The 16,473-nt window shown below is 39.2% G+C and carries 17 protein-coding genes and 1 pseudogene; 14 read left to right on the forward strand and 4 right to left on the reverse strand.

Annotated features, from left to right (window positions below; translation table 11 throughout):
• Positions 1-17 precede the first annotated feature (17 nt).
• Positions 18-458 (reverse strand): type II toxin-antitoxin system VapC family toxin, encoded by a 441-nt coding sequence (locus SynROS8604_RS01175; RefSeq protein WP_255445122.1) that lies wholly within the window; start codon positions 456-458, stop codon positions 18-20.
• On the reverse strand, positions 455-703 hold the full coding sequence (locus tag SynROS8604_RS01180) for a type II toxin-antitoxin system Phd/YefM family antitoxin (RefSeq protein ID WP_186524378.1): 249 nt from the start codon (positions 701-703) through the stop codon (positions 455-457). The genes SynROS8604_RS01175 and SynROS8604_RS01180 overlap by 4 nt, the downstream gene beginning before the upstream one ends.
• Positions 704-768: 65 nt before the next feature.
• Between SynROS8604_RS01180 and SynROS8604_RS15580 the strand changes: the two genes are divergently transcribed.
• Positions 769-1,755, forward strand: coding sequence for an asparagine synthetase B (locus SynROS8604_RS15580; RefSeq protein WP_255445123.1), 987 nt, complete (start codon positions 769-771; stop codon positions 1,753-1,755).
• Between the two features lie 8 nt (positions 1,756-1,763).
• Here SynROS8604_RS15580 and SynROS8604_RS16185 read toward each other — a convergent pair.
• Together SynROS8604_RS16185 and SynROS8604_RS01190 are read right to left on the reverse strand one after the other, a co-directional pair.
• A pseudogene (locus SynROS8604_RS16185) lies at positions 1,764-1,862 on the reverse strand (nucleotidyltransferase domain-containing protein); the annotation flags it as partial.
• On the reverse strand, positions 1,859-2,287 hold the full coding sequence (locus tag SynROS8604_RS01190) for a nucleotidyltransferase substrate binding protein (RefSeq protein ID WP_186544843.1): 429 nt from the start codon (positions 2,285-2,287) through the stop codon (positions 1,859-1,861). The pseudogene SynROS8604_RS16185 and the gene SynROS8604_RS01190, both read right to left, overlap by 4 nt.
• A 23-nt stretch (positions 2,288-2,310) precedes the next feature.
• On the opposite strand from SynROS8604_RS01190, the gene SynROS8604_RS01195 reads away from it, so the two are divergent.
• The 13 genes from SynROS8604_RS01195 to SynROS8604_RS01260 all read left to right on the forward strand — a co-directional run bounded on the left by SynROS8604_RS01195 (position 2,311) and on the right by SynROS8604_RS01260 (position 16,455).
• Positions 2,311-2,571 (forward strand): hypothetical protein, encoded by a 261-nt coding sequence (locus tag SynROS8604_RS01195; protein WP_186544844.1) that lies wholly within the window; start codon positions 2,311-2,313, stop codon positions 2,569-2,571.
• 296 nt (positions 2,572-2,867) lie between these two features.
• Entirely contained in the window at positions 2,868-4,025 is a 1,158-nt protein-coding gene (gene gmd / locus SynROS8604_RS01200) for a GDP-mannose 4,6-dehydratase (RefSeq protein WP_186544845.1), read from the forward strand.
• A 50-nt stretch (positions 4,026-4,075) separates the two neighbouring features.
• A complete protein-coding gene (locus SynROS8604_RS01205; protein ID WP_370586575.1) occupies positions 4,076-5,023 on the forward strand; it encodes a GDP-L-fucose synthase family protein in 948 nt (315 codons plus the stop codon).
• Positions 5,024-5,155: 132 nt separating this feature from the next.
• A complete protein-coding gene (locus SynROS8604_RS01210) occupies positions 5,156-5,788 on the forward strand; it encodes a sulfotransferase family 2 domain-containing protein (protein ID WP_186544847.1) in 633 nt (210 codons plus the stop codon).
• Entirely contained in the window at positions 5,772-6,539 is a 768-nt protein-coding gene (locus SynROS8604_RS01215) for a hypothetical protein (protein WP_186544848.1), read from the forward strand. Before SynROS8604_RS01210 ends, SynROS8604_RS01215 begins: the two co-directional genes overlap by 17 nt.
• Before the next feature lies 1 nt (position 6,540).
• Positions 6,541-8,391 carry an ABC transporter ATP-binding protein gene (locus SynROS8604_RS01220; protein WP_186544849.1) on the forward strand — a complete coding sequence of 617 codons (1,851 nt, stop codon included), beginning with the start codon at positions 6,541-6,543 and terminating at the stop codon, positions 8,389-8,391.
• A gap of 181 nt (positions 8,392-8,572) precedes the next feature.
• Positions 8,573-9,706: a hypothetical protein gene (locus tag SynROS8604_RS01225; protein ID WP_186544850.1), complete on the forward strand. Its 1,134-nt coding sequence runs from the start codon at positions 8,573-8,575 to the stop codon at positions 9,704-9,706.
• A 37-nt stretch (positions 9,707-9,743) separates the two neighbouring features.
• Positions 9,744-10,475 carry a sulfotransferase family 2 domain-containing protein gene (locus SynROS8604_RS01230; RefSeq protein ID WP_186544851.1) on the forward strand — a complete coding sequence of 244 codons (732 nt, stop codon included), beginning with the start codon at positions 9,744-9,746 and terminating at the stop codon, positions 10,473-10,475.
• Positions 10,476-10,549: 74 nt separating this feature from the next.
• Positions 10,550-11,719, forward strand: a complete 1,170-nt coding sequence (locus tag SynROS8604_RS01235; protein ID WP_186544852.1) for a glycosyltransferase family 4 protein — start codon at positions 10,550-10,552, stop codon at positions 11,717-11,719.
• A 60-nt stretch (positions 11,720-11,779) separates the two neighbouring features.
• Positions 11,780-12,631, forward strand: coding sequence for a hypothetical protein (locus tag SynROS8604_RS01240; protein ID WP_186544853.1), 852 nt, complete (start codon positions 11,780-11,782; stop codon positions 12,629-12,631).
• An 805-nt stretch (positions 12,632-13,436) separates the two neighbouring features.
• Positions 13,437-15,059 (forward strand): aldolase catalytic domain-containing protein, encoded by a 1,623-nt coding sequence (locus SynROS8604_RS01250; protein ID WP_186544855.1) that lies wholly within the window; start codon positions 13,437-13,439, stop codon positions 15,057-15,059.
• Between the two features lie 5 nt (positions 15,060-15,064).
• Positions 15,065-15,778, forward strand: coding sequence for a cytidylyltransferase domain-containing protein (locus SynROS8604_RS01255; protein WP_186544856.1), 714 nt, complete (start codon positions 15,065-15,067; stop codon positions 15,776-15,778).
• Positions 15,775-16,455 (forward strand): HAD family hydrolase, encoded by a 681-nt coding sequence (locus SynROS8604_RS01260; RefSeq protein ID WP_186544857.1) that lies wholly within the window; start codon positions 15,775-15,777, stop codon positions 16,453-16,455. Before SynROS8604_RS01255 ends, SynROS8604_RS01260 begins: the two co-directional genes overlap by 4 nt.
• Positions 16,456-16,473 lie beyond the last annotated feature (18 nt).

Below are 16,473 nucleotides of genomic sequence, written 5' to 3' on the forward strand. Positions count from 1 at the left end.
TCAGTGGCAAGTAGAGCTCAGTGGCTGCACGTGAGGAGCTCAACCGACACGTGGTGGTTGGCTGCCGCCGCGCAAAAAGCCTTGTCAAAACTTACCAACTGTCCTCTGCATCGCATGCAGACCGCCAGATGCAACGCATCGCCAGCCCGAATCGTTGCTGTTTCGTCAAGGCAAAGCTGAGACGCTGTTTCGAAATCTGGTGCTTCCAGTTGGAGAACCCGTAGTTTCGCCTCACGTAACTCCTGAAAGCGTTTCCAGGCACGTTTGCGTTCTTCAGCCTCGATCGTGCCTCGGCGCCATTGCATGGCCAGCGCTGAGGCGAGTTCTGTCTCTAACCAGCTGGAGATCAGCCATGGGCGTTCGATTGCCCCCTCCAGAAATCCGTGGGCAGTGGTTGTTCCTGGTTCATTGACCAAGCTTGCGACCACAACGGACGTGTCCAGATAGACGGATTTCAATACCGTGCTCCCTTCCGTAGAGCGCTCACCAGTTCTTCGGCATCTGCCTCTGCATGGAGAGGTTGTTGCCGAATCTTCGCCAGAAAGGTCGCCAGTTCGAATCTTGGAGCGTTCCGGCGCTCGGGTTGGACCAAGCGGGCGACCGGAACACCGCGCCGAGTGATCTCCACAGCTTCGCCGCGTTCCACGGCATCGAGCAAAGCCGAGAGCTGCGCCTTGGCTTGCACCACGCTCAGTCGTTTCATGCCAGGCGTGCGAAGTGGTCAGATGACCATAATAGTAACCAGGCCTTTTTGTTTCCAGGGCGCTGATGTGTGGAATCGCCGGCCTATGGAGGGATCTAAGAGCCGATCAATGTCCAGATCTTGAGACGTCCGTGATCGCCATGGCTGCGGCGCTGAGCCATCGCGGTCCAGATGATGCCGGAGTGTGGGCTGAACCCAGCGCCGGTGTGGCCCTTGCTCATCAGCGCCTGGCGATTCTCGATCTCTCGGCGGCCGGCCATCAGCCCATGGCTAGCGCCAGTGGGCGCTACGCGATCGCCTTCAACGGCGAGATCTACAACCACTTGTGCCTGCGTGAGCAAGTGAAGCGCAGTGGCGCCATCGTTCAGCCCTGGCGCGGCCATTCCGACACCGAAACCCTGCTGGCCGCCATCGCAGCCTGGGGGCTTGACGGCGCCTTGCAGCGTTGTACAGGCATGTTTGCCTTGGCCCTTTGGGACCGGCAGGAGCGGCGGTTGCAGTTGGCCCGTGATCGCTTTGGTGAGAAGCCTCTTTATTGGGGTTGGCTGGATCGTGCTGGCCATCGGGTGCTGGTGTTTGCGTCCGAATTGGCGGCGCTTCGAGCTTGTCCGGGTGCGTCAGCGCCGGCGGTGAATCCAGAAGCATTAGCCGTCTTTTTTCGTGCCGGCTGCCTGCCAGCCTCCCTCTCGATTTACGCAGGCCTGCAGCAGTTGCCGCCAGGCCACTGCTTGGAGTTCAGCAATCCGCAGCAGCAGAGTGATCCCCAGCCCTGGTGGGATCTGCAAGAGCAGGCAGCTCAGGCGTTTGCGCAGCAACCGTTGCTGGCTGTGAATTCAGAGGAGGATGTTCTCGATCAGCTCGAGAGCACTCTCCAAGAGGTGATCGCGGAGCAGGCCCTTGCCGATGTGCCCCTCGGCACCTTCCTCTCCGGTGGGGTGGATTCCTCGCTGATCACGGTCCTGCTCCAGGCCAAGAGCAAGTCGTCGAGTGATTCTCCGAGTTCCATGGACGGAGCCTCGAGGCAGAGATCGATGTCTGATCCCGCTCGCTGACGCCCCAACGCCCGCGAGCCATAGAGGACAATTTTCTGCACATGAGAACGGCTGCGGATCAGCTCCAGTAACCGTTGGCTATCTGCTTGTGGAATGCCTGGGATCATCGGCTTTGTTCGGCCCGGCGGCGTAATTCTTGCTGCAGGCTTTTCAGTTCCTTGCCGTATTGATTGGCAATGAGTTGCGCGATCTCTTCTGCAAGCGCGGGGTTGTAGGTGTGACTGGTGAGGTTGCGGCTGCGGATCATCGCCATCCAGGTGCTTTCCGTGCCGGCTGGCAGAAGCTCTCTGACCACGGCTTGCCGCACTGCATCCCTGGAGCCACTGATGCCACTCACGCCTTGATCCACTAAAAAATCTTTGAGTAGAAGCCAGCTGAGCTCGTGGGTGAATTCAAACGCTTGAATTAACCCTTGTTGTTCAAGCTCGCTCAGTGGGCGATTGACCCCAAGAGTGAGCGCTCGTTGGAGCGTGGCCAAGGCCCGTTCGTAGTTCTCTAGACGCTGTAGCCAGCGCACATCTACGTCTGCCATGGAAGCCAATGCAGATGCTCCACATGACGAAGCAACTGTTTGGTCATAAAGGCCTTAATCGAAAGCCGGTTCCGTTTTCCCTTGCAGCAGCTGCGGGCCACCGGCAAGGGTTAAGAAGTGATGGAGCACGAAGCCGTGAGGTGACTTTGCTCCGCCTTCAGCAACTGCTCCCGAAGCCAGGAGCTCCTGCGACCCACGGTTCAACTCTCCTCCTCCATCAACTGCGAACGGCCGATACAACACTGGCCGCTATTGCACCTGGGAGTTTCGAACATCCGCATTGAATTGCTAGCTGGAGAAGTAATTGACCCCTGGAAGATGGAGGCACGCTAGCGTATCGATTTCGTGACGCTGGCGTGCCAATGCTGATGGTGTTCGCCCCCCCCCTTTTTTTTGTGACTGCATAGGCGATAGGTGGCTGCGGGGATGATTCGAAACGCGCATGCAGTCAAAATTGATGCAGAGTTGCAGCAATTCCGTGGCATGATTCATCGGTCACACCTGAGACTGTTGAGCTTCGCTCCCGTCCGTTGTGACCGCAGGCAGAACTGTTGTGCCTGCACGATGTTCAGAAACCTTAATGCTCTCCTCTATACCCCCCACCAAAACAGCCCTGATCACCGGGATCACCGGCCAGGACGGCAGTTACCTGGCGGAGCTGCTGCTGGAGAAGGGCTATGAAGTGCATGGGATCAAGCGCCGGGCCAGCAGTTTCAATACGACCAGAATTGACCATCTGTATCAGGATCCCCACGAAGATGATCCGCGGCTGGTGCTGCACTACGGGGATTTAACAGATAGCAGCAATTTGATCCGGATTATTCAGCAGGTGCAGCCGGATGAGATTTATAACCTTGGAGCCCAAAGCCATGTGGCGGTGAGCTTTGAAGCACCTGAATACACCGCGAACAGTGATGCCTTAGGAACGCTGCGCATTTTGGAAGCAGTGCGGATATTGGGTTTAACGGAAACAACCCGGATCTATCAGGCCAGCACCAGTGAGCTCTATGGACTTGTGCAGGAGGTGCCGCAGAAGGAAAGCACACCGTTCTATCCACGCAGCCCCTATGGGGTGGCCAAGTTGTATGCGTACTGGATCACGGTGAATTACCGCGAGGCCTACGGGATGTATGCCTGCAATGGGGTGCTGTTTAACCACGAGAGCCCGAGGCGCGGTGAAACGTTTGTGACCCGCAAGATCACGCGAGGGTTGGCGCGGATTGATGCGGGTTTAGAGGATTGCCTGTACATGGGCAATCTCGATTCGCTGCGGGACTGGGGCCACGCCAGGGATTATGTGGAGATGCAGTGGCGGATGCTGCAGCAGGAGGGTCCACCGGAGGATTTTGTAATCGCCACGGGGCGGCAGGAAAGCGTGCGGCGCTTTATTGAATTAACGGCATTGGAGCTGGGCTGGGGCGCGATCGAATGGGAAGGCAAGGGGTTGGTGGAAACCGGCAAACGCAGCACGGGGGAAGTGGTGGTGAAAATTGATCCGCGCTATTTCCGCCCGGCAGAAGTGGAGACGTTGCTGGGTGATCCCGCGAAGGCCAAGGAGAAGTTGGGCTGGACGCCAACGACAACGCTGGAGGAGTTAGTCGCGGAGATGGTGGCGACTGACAAAGAGGAGGCCAAGAAGGAGGCTTATTTGAAGCTGCAAGGTTTCAATGTGGTGGGATCGATGGAGAATCCACCCACGAATCCTGATGCGGTCAAGGCCGCTGGAGGCAAGGCGTGAGGGGGTTGATCAAAGCTGATGATCGCTTTTTTGTGGCCGGCGCGCGGGGGATGGCGGGCAGCGCGATCTGCCGGGCGTTGCAGGAGATGGGCTATGGCGATAATGCCAAAGGCGGAGCCTTGCTGATTCCAAATCGGCAGGAGCTGGACCTCTTAGATGCTGAAGCCGTGAATGCTTGGTATACAGAGCAGAAGCCTGATGTGGTGGTGCTGGCGGCCGCCAAGGTGGGCGGAATCTATGCGAACGACACCTACCCAGCAGATTTTTTGCTGGAGAACCTCAAGATCCAAACGAATGTGATTGAAGGGGCTTGGAAGGCAGGGGTACGGCGGCTGCTGTTTCTGGGCAGCAGTTGCATTTACCCGAAGTTTGCCGAGCAACCGATCAAGGAAGAAGCGTTGCTCACGGGTTCATTAGAGCCCACGAATGAGTGGTATGCGATCGCCAAGATCACCGGGATCAAGCTGTGCGAATCGCTGAGAAAGCAGTATGGCTTTGATGCAATCAGTTTGATGCCTACGAATTTGTATGGCCCAGGAGATAACTACCACCCAGAAAATAGCCATGTGCTGCCTGCCTTGATTCGCCGCTTCCATGAAGCCAAGGAAGCAGGATTAGAGACGGTGACCTGTTGGGGAACGGGATCACCGATGCGTGAGTTTTTGCATGTGGATGATCTGGGACATGCCTGCGTGTTTGTGCTGGAAAATTGGAGCGCTCTTGATCAAGAGGCACCCAGAGATGATCAAGGCAAACCGCTGGCGTTTTTGAATGTGGGAACAGGAGTGGATCTAACGATTAAGGACTTAGCGGAACAGATCGCTGAAGTGGTTGGTTTTGAAGGAACGATCGAGTGGGATACAAGTAAGCCGGATGGAACCCGAAAAAAACAGTTAAACGTGAATCAGCTCAAAAATATTGGCTGGACATCTAAATTAGATTTTAAATCTAAGCTCTTTGATACATATCACGATTACCTAAGTACACTTTCAAATTAAAACTCTACACTTATAACATTGTCTTATAAATTTAAGCCACCATTGATCACCCATGTATTGAGAGAAAAATTAAAAGATCTTTACTATAAGAGAAAGTTAGAAAACCTTAACAATGATCTGGTTTTTATTCACGTGCCTAAGGCTGGAGGTACCTATTTAAGATCCCAGTTAAACAATTACTTAAATGTTTATATCGATGATTGGCATGAAATTAAGTTACATCACCTTAATAGTAGGCAAAAGGCTATTGTCTGTTTACGTGATCCAATAAAACGGTTTGAATCAGCATTTTATTCAAAACTCCACATGAAACAGAATCTTAACAACAAAGAGTCTGAATTGTATATGCGTTATCCAGATGTCAATGAATTTACCAAAGAATTGATTGCTAATCCTAGCATTGTACAGAAATATTGTTGGGGCAATCGATCAGTTCCAATGCTTAGCCGTTATTCAAGACTAAGTTATTGGTTTGGCTCCATTAGGCAAATAAAAAAAAATAGGTCAAAGATATTAAATGTCATAAGAACTGAGTACATTGATCTGGATTTAAAAGATATTTACGACTTGTATGGAATTGTTCCAGATAATATTAAGTGGAAAAAGAACAAGAAACCTGAATCAAAGTATCCCAAACTATCTGAAAGCAACATAAATTACTTGAAGTCATACTTAGCCGAGGAATATCAAATATCTAATTATCTCCTGTCTAGCTTTAACAAACATTCCTATTCAAATACCCTTACAGATGAAAATCGTCTCTAATAAAATGAACAAACAAAATCTAAACAATATATCAAAGCCAAAACAACTTAGAATAAAAGAATTTTTTAAAGACATAAAAAATAAACGTATTTTTGAAAATGAAGCTAAAAATTATGACTTCTGCTATGTACATCCTACAAAAGCTGCTGGTTCATTTTTAGTACGTTCATTTAGCAACTTCAAAAATGTTAAAGTACTGCATCGTGCGCATGAAATCAAAATCAATCATTTAGCTTTGAAGAGCAAGATTCTTATATCTGTTAGAGACCCCATTACACGCTTCGAATCATCCTTTTATTCTGTACTACACAAAAGAAAAGATAAACTTGAATATAATCTGCTAAAATTTTATTCAAAATATCATGATGTTAATAAGTATATTGATGACTTAAAGCGAGATCCTAAGCATACAATTCAATACTCGTGTCTACATAATGACCATATGGGAAGATTTTTAAGCTATGATTACTGGATTAAAGACTTATTGACAATCAAAAAATATTCAGACAGTATTTTCTTTGTGTTTAGACAAGAACACATGGAAAGCGATGTTTCATTATTTTTAAAGAAAATTGATTGCAGTCAAGACATAACAAAAAATATTCAAAAATTTGATAAACCTAAAAATAAATATCCTATAATTAACTCTGATAATATAGAATTTTTGAAAAACTTTCTAGAAAATGATTATGCCTTAGTTAATTGCTTGCTAAAAGCTAAAGGCTTGTCTACTTATACCAACTTGATCTAGAGTGACTTCGTTGATGAATAACATTATAAAATATTCGAAAAAACTGCAAAAAAAAGCTAAATTCTTGAAAAGTCTTTATTTCATTTTATCCAAAGAAAATAAAAAGAACTTTTTATTTCTGGTTGTTGTTAGTATAGCCTCTTCTTTTATAAATATAATTGGTATTGGTCTGACTATTCCCTTTCTTGAAATTATTAGCAAACCTGAGGAGCTATTAGCAAATTTACAAAGATATTCATTTCTTTCTCTATTACAACTTAATCAGAATTCACTGTTAATACTTATGTGTATTGCTTATGTATTAATCAATATTATCGCACTATCTACTAGAATCTATTGTAATAATTTTGCACTCAATCTGTCATCAGCAATTGGTACTCAGTTAGCAACTGATTCATTGTCACAAATATTAAAGAAACCATACATATGGCACAAACAATCAAACTCAAGTGATGTATTATCATTAATAACTAATAATGTAGAACAGACACAAGGAGTAATTTTAAGCTTAACACTTGTTGTCCCAAGTTCAACCTTGGTGTTATTAATTGCCTTTAGTCTGATTCTTATTGATCCGATCAACACAGCTGTTATATCTTTCCTCTTAATCATATATTATGTTTACGTATTAAGCTATACATCGATTAGAGCAAAGAAGAATGGAGTAATCAGAGTGAAAGAATATGCTAAAGTTGTAAATTATGCTCAAGAGTTCACCTCTCTAATTAAAGAGCTAATTTTACAAGATTCATTTGATTTTAATATTAAAAACTATAGAAATGCTGTATTTAATTTTCGAAGCGCAATAGCCGATAATAAAAAATTACAATCAAATCCAAAAATTATAATTGAATATTTGTTTATTATTATTTTATTATTAACATCAACTATTTCATACTTTCTAAACCCCTCTGCATCATCACTGGCAATTCAGGGTACATTCTTAATAAGTTTAGCACGCATCATTCAACCTTTACAGCAAATATTTAGTGCTTTTAATGGTTTGTTTGCTAACGATTCAGCATTAGTATCTGTTTTAGAGGCTGTGGGTAGTAAAACTTATGATGCGCATTCAATCTCTTCAAAGCATAAAGGAAAAGATTATGGTCATTTTGGTACAAATAAATCACCAAATTTAATTGAACTAAACAACGTTTCATTTAAATATTCACAAGATCCTGATGACTCATATCAGCTTAGAAATATTAACTTTAGAATACGATTAGGTGAATCAGTAGCTTTTATTGGAAAGACTGGAAGTGGTAAGTCAACTTGTTTAGATATTATCATGGGCCTGTTAAAGCCAACGAGTGGAAATGTTCAATTTAAAGGTAATGATATTTACGCCTCCGTAGAAGCAACAAAGCGTTGGCAGAATAGTTTTTCACATATAGCACAAGATTTTTGTTTAAATGATGCAAGTATCATGGATAATATTTCAAACTTTCAAGACATCCACAAAGCTAACTTTAATGATATATTATTGGCTTCAAAGCTGTCTGAGATACATGCTTATATTGAGGCGTTACCAGATAGTTATGACACAAGAGTGGGGGAAAGAGGCTCTATGTTGAGTGGTGGACAAAGGCAACGCATTTCATTAGCTAGAGCTATTTTTCGTGCAAGAGATATAATGTTTTTGGATGAAGCAACTAGTGCAATGGATAGAGATACTGAGCTCAAAATAATACAGAATCTAAAACGTCTGAATTACACTCTTCTGGCAATTACTCACAGCAGAAGCATTCTTCCATATTTTGATAAAATAGTTTTATTTTCTGATGGAACAATTCTAGATGTAGGTACTTACAGTGAACTTACAATTCAACATCCTGGATTGCTGAACACCTAAAATCAAATCTAGCGACTCTAAAATGTACCTATTTGTTTTAATTTTTTGCTTGGAATCTACAGTTAGAAAGTATATATTTGCATCGGTAGCACTGACATTGATTAAGTATATTCCATTATTCTATAAAATCGGTACTTTTTATATTTCTAAATCTAAATTTCATATTTCTCTTATGCTGCTGTTGACATTCACCTCTCTTATATTTGCAAATGATTATTTTCGATTAGAAAATGTATTTATTGATTTATTAGCGCTATTCATTGCACCTTCGATTAATTTTTTCCTGGTAGATAACGGTTACAAATTATTAGACCAAAGATTGGTAATAAAAATATTGCAGTTGATTATTATTTTTGGTTTAGCTAATGCAGCTATGTCAATCGTTCAATCATTGTTGGGCCCAACACATTTTTTGAATTTAGGAGTCAGTGGTGATTTTGATGGTCATACCACTATGGGAGGTATTGCAGGTAAAGCCAGAGGAATTTTTTCGGTAGCTAATGGTTCTTTTCAGGCCATAGCAATATTAACTGCTAACTACATTAAGAAAACCCGCCAATATTCGTATTATTTAATTAGATTTCCTGAGAGAATGATGAATACTTTAATCATTCTCTCATTAGCATCAGCGGTATTAAATCTTACATCGCGATCATATTCACTTTACGTTTTAATTGCTGTAGTGCTGCCATATATAAATATAAAAAATGTTCGTAAATTATTTTCCTTAAAGTCTTTGTTGATTTCTACATTAGTTGCATTATTAATATTTATTTTTTCCCCTAATTTTCTTTCTTCAATAGCTTCGCTTGATTCCTTCTCAGGTGGTATACATCGCATTACGACTGCGGAAGCACCTCCCGTTAGAATATTAATGAGATGGGGAGTTATTTCTGATACCTATCCCTTAAATTTCAGTTATTCTGTTTTTCCAAGGGTTGGAATTGGCTCGACTATAAACAATCAAGATATTAGAGATAGTGTTGTATTTTCAACTTATTGTCCCGCTTTTATACGAGAATTTGAACCTACTAGGATTCTGTGCTCCCTCGGTTGGTTCAATGGCTTGCTAGTTCTTATATTTTTTAAACTTGGAATTGGTTTGCATTTCTTTTTCAAAGGAATTCGATTAACACTAAAAAACAATGATGGTTTATCTATAATTGGATATTTGCTTATATCGAATTCCATTTTGTACTTACTAGCTTTTCCATTCAGAATCAACAATTCCCAGAGTATGTTAGTTGTATTCGGTATTGCTTTAAGCTGTTTAATTTATTCCTCTAAGCAGGCATACATTACCGATAGTACTTAAACTTACACTATATAATTAATATTTAATTCCAACTATCATGCCTTACCTTCCTAACAGTAACTTCTTATTTATACACATACCTAAGAATGGTGGAAAGTATGTTGAAGACAGGCTTTTTATGTCTGACAATCCAGGTAATAATGAAAATCAAACCAATAGATCATTTCTTTCTAATGTAGCAAAATATATATTAAACAGATACTCAAAAAAATCTAAGCTTTTTCTGAGGGGGATGATAGATTATTCTTTAGTTGGTCAGCATCTCACATTATCGGAAATATGCATCCTTAATTTAATAGATAATCTACATAGTAAAAATATAATTTGCATATGTAGAAATCCTTATAGTCGCATAATTAGCTTATTCTGTCATCATGTTAAGCCTGAAAAATGGAACATTACTGAATTGGAGCATTTTTGTAAATATTGGCCTTATCATAAGCCAACTTCAATTAAACATAATATTTTAGCTCATAAACGAACTCAATATGCTTTTATAGATAACTATTTCCTAGACAATCAGAAGGTAGATATATACAAGCTTGAAGATTTAGACATTGATTTAATTGCCAACAAATACAAGCTTCACCGTATTCCTGAGACGGCAATAATTCCAAAAAATAAGTTAAACCCTTTAAATAATCGCTCATATTCAGAAAATTGCAAAAAACAAAATCTTAGCTTGACTCCAATTGCAGTTAAATATGTAAGAGATTACTATGGCATTGATTTTGAACGATTCCAGTATTTCACTACATATGATCAATAATAAATAAAAGAGTGCTATAGCCTTGTTTTCTAAATCTTATCCATTCTTATTTACTTAATTATTCTTTTCGCATAATGAAAATCATCTCTTTATCTATTGCCTCAACGATGAGGTTTCATTATGATAAATTAGCCATCCAACTTTTCTCATTACATAGCTTTCAGAAATGGTATACCTTTCTAAGTGAAAAAAAAGTATCAATTATAATCAAAGATAGATTGCACACTGTTTCTTCACTTGGTTTATTTATAAACTTATTAGGGAGAAAACTAATTCATTTGTCTCCACGATTTGCAGTTACATTAAAAGGTTTAGGTGACTCCATATTTGACTTAGAAGTATTAATAAACTTAGTTTTCCGTTCAAACTGTAACGTTTTAATAGGACTTTCAAATAATATCACATGGTCTGGATTTTATATAAAAAGTAAGGGAGGTAAATTCATTCTTGATGTTCCTATTGCACATCCACTTTATATGAATAAAGTTCTTTGTGATGAGTTTAAGAAATATAATCTTAGTTATTTTAATCATTGTAGTTTTCATATAACCAGAATACAAAAGAGTCTTTCGATTGCTGATCATATTGTTTGTCCATCGGAATTTGTTAAATCCTCTCTGGTAGAAAACGAAGTTGATCCAAAAAAAATCACAATTATTCCTTATGGTTGTTCAAAAGTAAGCAAGAATAAAACATGTAAGAAATATACTTCTGTTAACGATCAATTTAATATTCTTTTCGTAGGTCAATTGTCAATAAGAAAAGGTTTACCTTATTTGCTTAAAGCATTTACAGATCTAGATATAAAAAATAAGCACCTTTATTTAATAGGAGCTAATGTTAGTGAGACTGATTCACTCTTATCAAATATTGACCTAACAGATATATCTATACTTGGGCAGTGTGATAAAGAGACTCTGCACAGCTATTATCAAACATCTAATGTATTTGTTTTACCATCCTTAATTGAAGGATTAGCACTTGTTATTGGTGAAGCAATTTCATATGGACTTCCAATTATTTACACCTTTGAAACAGGAGGAACTAATCTTTTAACTAATAATATAAATGGTTTATTAGTCCGATCTAAATCATCCATTGAAATTGAATCAGCTATTAAGGTATTAGCTGCAAATCCAGATTTTAGAAAGAAAATATCAGATAATAATTTTAAGCTTGCCTCACAGCTTCATGGATGGGACACTTACGGTGAATCTTGGAGAGAACTTTTATATAGTATGTAAAATTGAAAATACAACATTCGTCTTTAATTTTATTCATTTCTATTTAATTGTTAATCTATTATGGGTCTTCTTCTTACACAAAAAATTAATCTTGAGCATAAGCTGGTTAAATTTTTAAATCTTTGGCGCTTCTCTAATAATATTCTGAAATCAAGCTCTAGTCAACGTATTACACTACAGCAGACATCATATGATCTCAATAAACTCAAAAATAATGGGAAGTGCTTGTTGATAGGTAATGGACCCAATACATCTGAAATTGACCTAAACCAATTTGTAGGTTCTGATATTGATATATTTACATGCAATCATTCATATAAGCTTTCATGTTTTTCTAAACTTAATCCATTACTCCACTTAATAATCGACCCGAAAATTATTTCGGGTGAATGGAATGTTTCCATGATTGATAAAATATTGGGTCTCACAGATACTACTCACGTTTTACTTGACATAAGATGGTATCGCCATCCCTTGCTTGCTAATTACATTCACAATCATAGAGTTAATTGGATTAATCCTATCTACTTCCCATCAGCTTATGGAGCCTTGCCTTTTAAAAATATTTACGACTGTTATGGTCTGAATGTTATGCTTGCTTCATTATCTTTAGCCTCAAATTTAGATTACAAGGCAATAGCTTATTGTGGAATGAATGGTGATGGTCTATTCCGACAGATTCTCGACATCCCTTCCCATTCTTTTTCTGATGATAAAAAAGATTCTGCGACATCAAGTTTTTATTCTATGATAGAGTCCCTAACTTTACATCAACACTTCATGCTTTCTTGGGCTAAGTTAGTAGAGGAACTTATTTCAAATGGAAAATTAGTGTATTCTCTTAACACCATAGGTTTACTTAATTTTAACCTCTACACTGATCCTCATAAGTTTAAAGAATTGCCTGATTAAATCTAATTGTTTCAATTTGTATGCTTACTGTTAAATGATTAAACCAATCATTCTTTCTCCCTTTTTAGCTCTAGATTCTCTTCTTGATACTGATTATACTATCAGAGTCTCTAATGCCTTTCGTGGTTTCCACAATAACAGATATAAACTTAGTACTGACGATCTCTGTTTTGTTCATGTACCTAAGACTGCTGGTACTTCTATTGCTAAGTACTTTGAGGTTTTGAGGGAATATGCCTTTGGAATAAATATTTGCTATAAGAATCATTGTCCTGTTAGTATATATGCTGACCCCGCAATATATAAATATACAACCTGTCATAGAGACCCTTTCGAGAGAGTTTGGTCGTATTATCAAATGTCAATACGTGATTGTGGCAATTCATATCACAAGTATACAACGCATGATTCTTTAGAATATTTTATTAATCATTGCTGGGAATGTAGAAATATGATGACCAAATATATGACGGCAAACCTTTCTGACAATCTAAACAATAAATCTGTTCAACTTGCGAGGGACAACTTAAAAATGTTTTTTTGGGTATTCGATTTTGATAATCTCACTTCCTCGTTAGAATTGTTTACAAAAAAATATTTTAATTATTGTGCGCCACCTTCTATGACAAACGACATTCCTGTTATTCCGCAATTTCACTCAAGAAGTTCTTCTTATAGGCCACCGTCTCGGGAGGAATTATTAATTATTAAATACTATAATAAATACGATATTAGTTTGTTTGATTTATGGAAGCAAGATCAATGCTTTTCTTGAATACCTTACACCCTTCATCTTTTATTTGTTATGACATTTGATTCTATAGTCCATTTAGATTGCACTCTTCGTGATGGAGGGTACTATAATTCTTGGCAATTTTCCGAAAGTCTTATTACAGACTATCTTGTTGCAATGAAGTCTTCTAATATAGATATTGTAGAAATTGGTCTTAGATCTCTAAGTAATTCTTGTTTTAAGGGGCCTAATGCATATTCTAGTGAATCCTTCCTTGGCTCTTTAAATATACCTAAAGAGTTGAAAGTAGCTGTCATGGTAAATGCCTCGGAGCTTGTAGCTTATGACGATAAAATCTCATTTATTGACCAATTATTTCCTATTGATGCAATAGATTCTCATGTTGATATAGTGAGGATTGCTTCGAATATTAATCATGTTCATGGATCTCTTTCTTCTATAGAATATCTTGCCTCGAAAGGATACCAAGTTTGTTTGAATGTCATGCAAATATCTGAAGCTAATCCTGAGGAAGTTTCACAATGTCTAGCCCAGCTTTCCGATAGTTCTTTGTCAGTTCTTTATTTTGCGGATAGCTTGGGTTCTATGAATAATAGCGATATTGAATCTATTATAGATGTTATTCAATCCTATTGGCCTAATAGTATTGGTATTCATACTCACGATAACATCGGTCTTGCATTATCAAATACCTTACATGCAATTAAGTCTGGTGTTAAATGGGTTGATTCTACTGTTACTGGCATGGGGCGAGGAGCAGGTAACGCACGAACAGAGGAACTCTGCCTTGAGTTAGCCCTTCTCAGAGGTGATCAGCTTTCCATCCTGCAGTTAATGGCACTTATTGAAAACCATTTTTATCCATTAAAGCACCTTTATAAATGGGGCACAAACGTATATTATTATCTAGCCGGTAAATATAGTATTCATCCTTCATATATTCAATGTATGTTACAAGATTCCCGTTTTTCAACGCCAGATAGGTTTTCTGTAATCAACTATTTGCAGAAATCAAGTAGTAATAGTTTTTCTGTTGATGCGCTTCAAAATGCAAGGCAAATCTACACTGAAAATAATGTTTCTGGTCAATGGTCACCATGTCTTGTCTTAGAGAATAAAGATGTACTCCTATTAGCTACTGGACCTGGTGTTGAAGCTCACAAGGATGCTATTCGAGCTTTTATAACTAAGTATTCACCTGTTGTAATAGCCTATAATTTACAAACAAATATTGATTCATCTCTTATTGATTATTCAATCGCATGCCATCCTTTGCGATTACTTGCAGATCTTGATTTTCATTTGAGATCTTCTGTACCGTTAATTGCTCCAATTTCCGCTCTACCCTCTTATATAAGAGATGACTTAAAGTATAAGACTGTCCATGACTTTGGCATATCATTGTCATCGGATAATTCTTTTTCGTTTTTTGAGAATCGTTGCATTGTCCCTTACTCTCTTGTTCTAGCCTATTCCCTTGCATTGACTATTTGTGGCAAAGCCAATCATGTGTATATGGCAGGCTTTGATGGCTATAGTGCAGATGATCCACGTAATCATGAAGCAGAAACCATATTTGATCTCTTTTCTCAAGTTTCAGATTTAGATAAATATACTTCCATTACTCCTACACGTTATAATCTTAACACTAAAAGTGTCTATGGATATATTTAATTATTATGGAAAACACTATTAAGGTTCCTTCTCGAAAAGTTGTTGCATTTCTTCCCTGTCGGAGTGGTAGTCAAAGAGTACCAAAAAAGAATATTAAGCCTATTGCCCACTTCGATTATGGTCTTATTCAAATCAAAATTAATCAACTTATTGAAGCAAATATGGTAGATTCAATCTTTTTATCGACCAATGATCAGCTTATTTTGGAATATGCAAGTTCTATTAAATCAGCAAAATTGTGTATCCATCGCAGATCCGAGGATTTATGCACTAATGCAACGAGTACTGATGATTTAATTCTTCATGCGTCAAAATGTATTCCTAATGCCCACATATTGTGGACTCACGTAACATCTCCTTTTGTATCTTCTAAGTGCTATGATAAACTTATTAAATCATATTTTGAAGCATTAAGTGAGGGATACGATTCGCTCATGACTACTTCCTTGATACGTAACTTTGTTTGGAATGATAGCGCACCTTTAAATTATAATAGAACTATTGAAAAATGGCCTCGTACCCAAACACTTCCACGGCTGTACGAAGTCAATAGTGCTGCTTTCATTGCGTCATCAATTGTTTACAATGAATTTAGTGATAGGATTGGGAAAAAACCTTTATTATATGTTTTAGATCAATTTAAGTCTTTTGATGTAGATTGGCCTGATGACTTTACTTTCGCCGAGCAGCTTATCAAATCTGATATTATTGAATTATGAGACACGATATGTCATCTTATAAAACTTTTATTTTTGATTGCGATGGAGTAATCTTAAACTCTAATAATGTTAAAACTAAGGCATTCTGGGATTCTGTGATTGACTTTGGTGAGGATAAGGCTCGTAAACTCGTTGAATATCATAAATCTAGAGGTGGTATATCTAGATATATAAAGTTTGAATACTTTATTGATAATATTATTTCTTTATCGGATTTTCAGCTTTCTAGACAATCTTTGCTTGATATTCTTCTTGATCGCTATTCCTTCAATGTAATCAATGGCTTGTTAAATTGTCAGATTTCTGAGCATTTAGGCAGATTGCGATATAAATACAATGATGTTAAATGGGTAGTAGTTTCTGGTGGTGACCAGAAAGAGTTACATTCTGTCTTCGAAAGTCGTTCTATCAAGTCTTTGTTTGATGGTGGCATATTTGGTAGTCCTGATTCCAAAGATATTATTCTAAAGCGTGAGATTTTAACCAATACTTTAATTAAACCAGCAATCTTTTTCGGTGATAGCGCTTATGATTATATGGTTTCATCACGTTTTGGCCTTGACTTCTGTTTTATTTCTGATTGGAGTGAGATTAGGAATAAGCATCAATTCATTAGCGATAAGAATTTGTATTCCGTAAAAAACCTGGGGGTATTTCTTGAAGAAGTTTATGTTTAGTTTTATATCTTTATTGTT

This window comes from Synechococcus sp. ROS8604, assembly GCF_014279655.1.
Taxonomy (GTDB): domain Bacteria; phylum Cyanobacteriota; class Cyanobacteriia; order PCC-6307; family Cyanobiaceae; genus Synechococcus_C.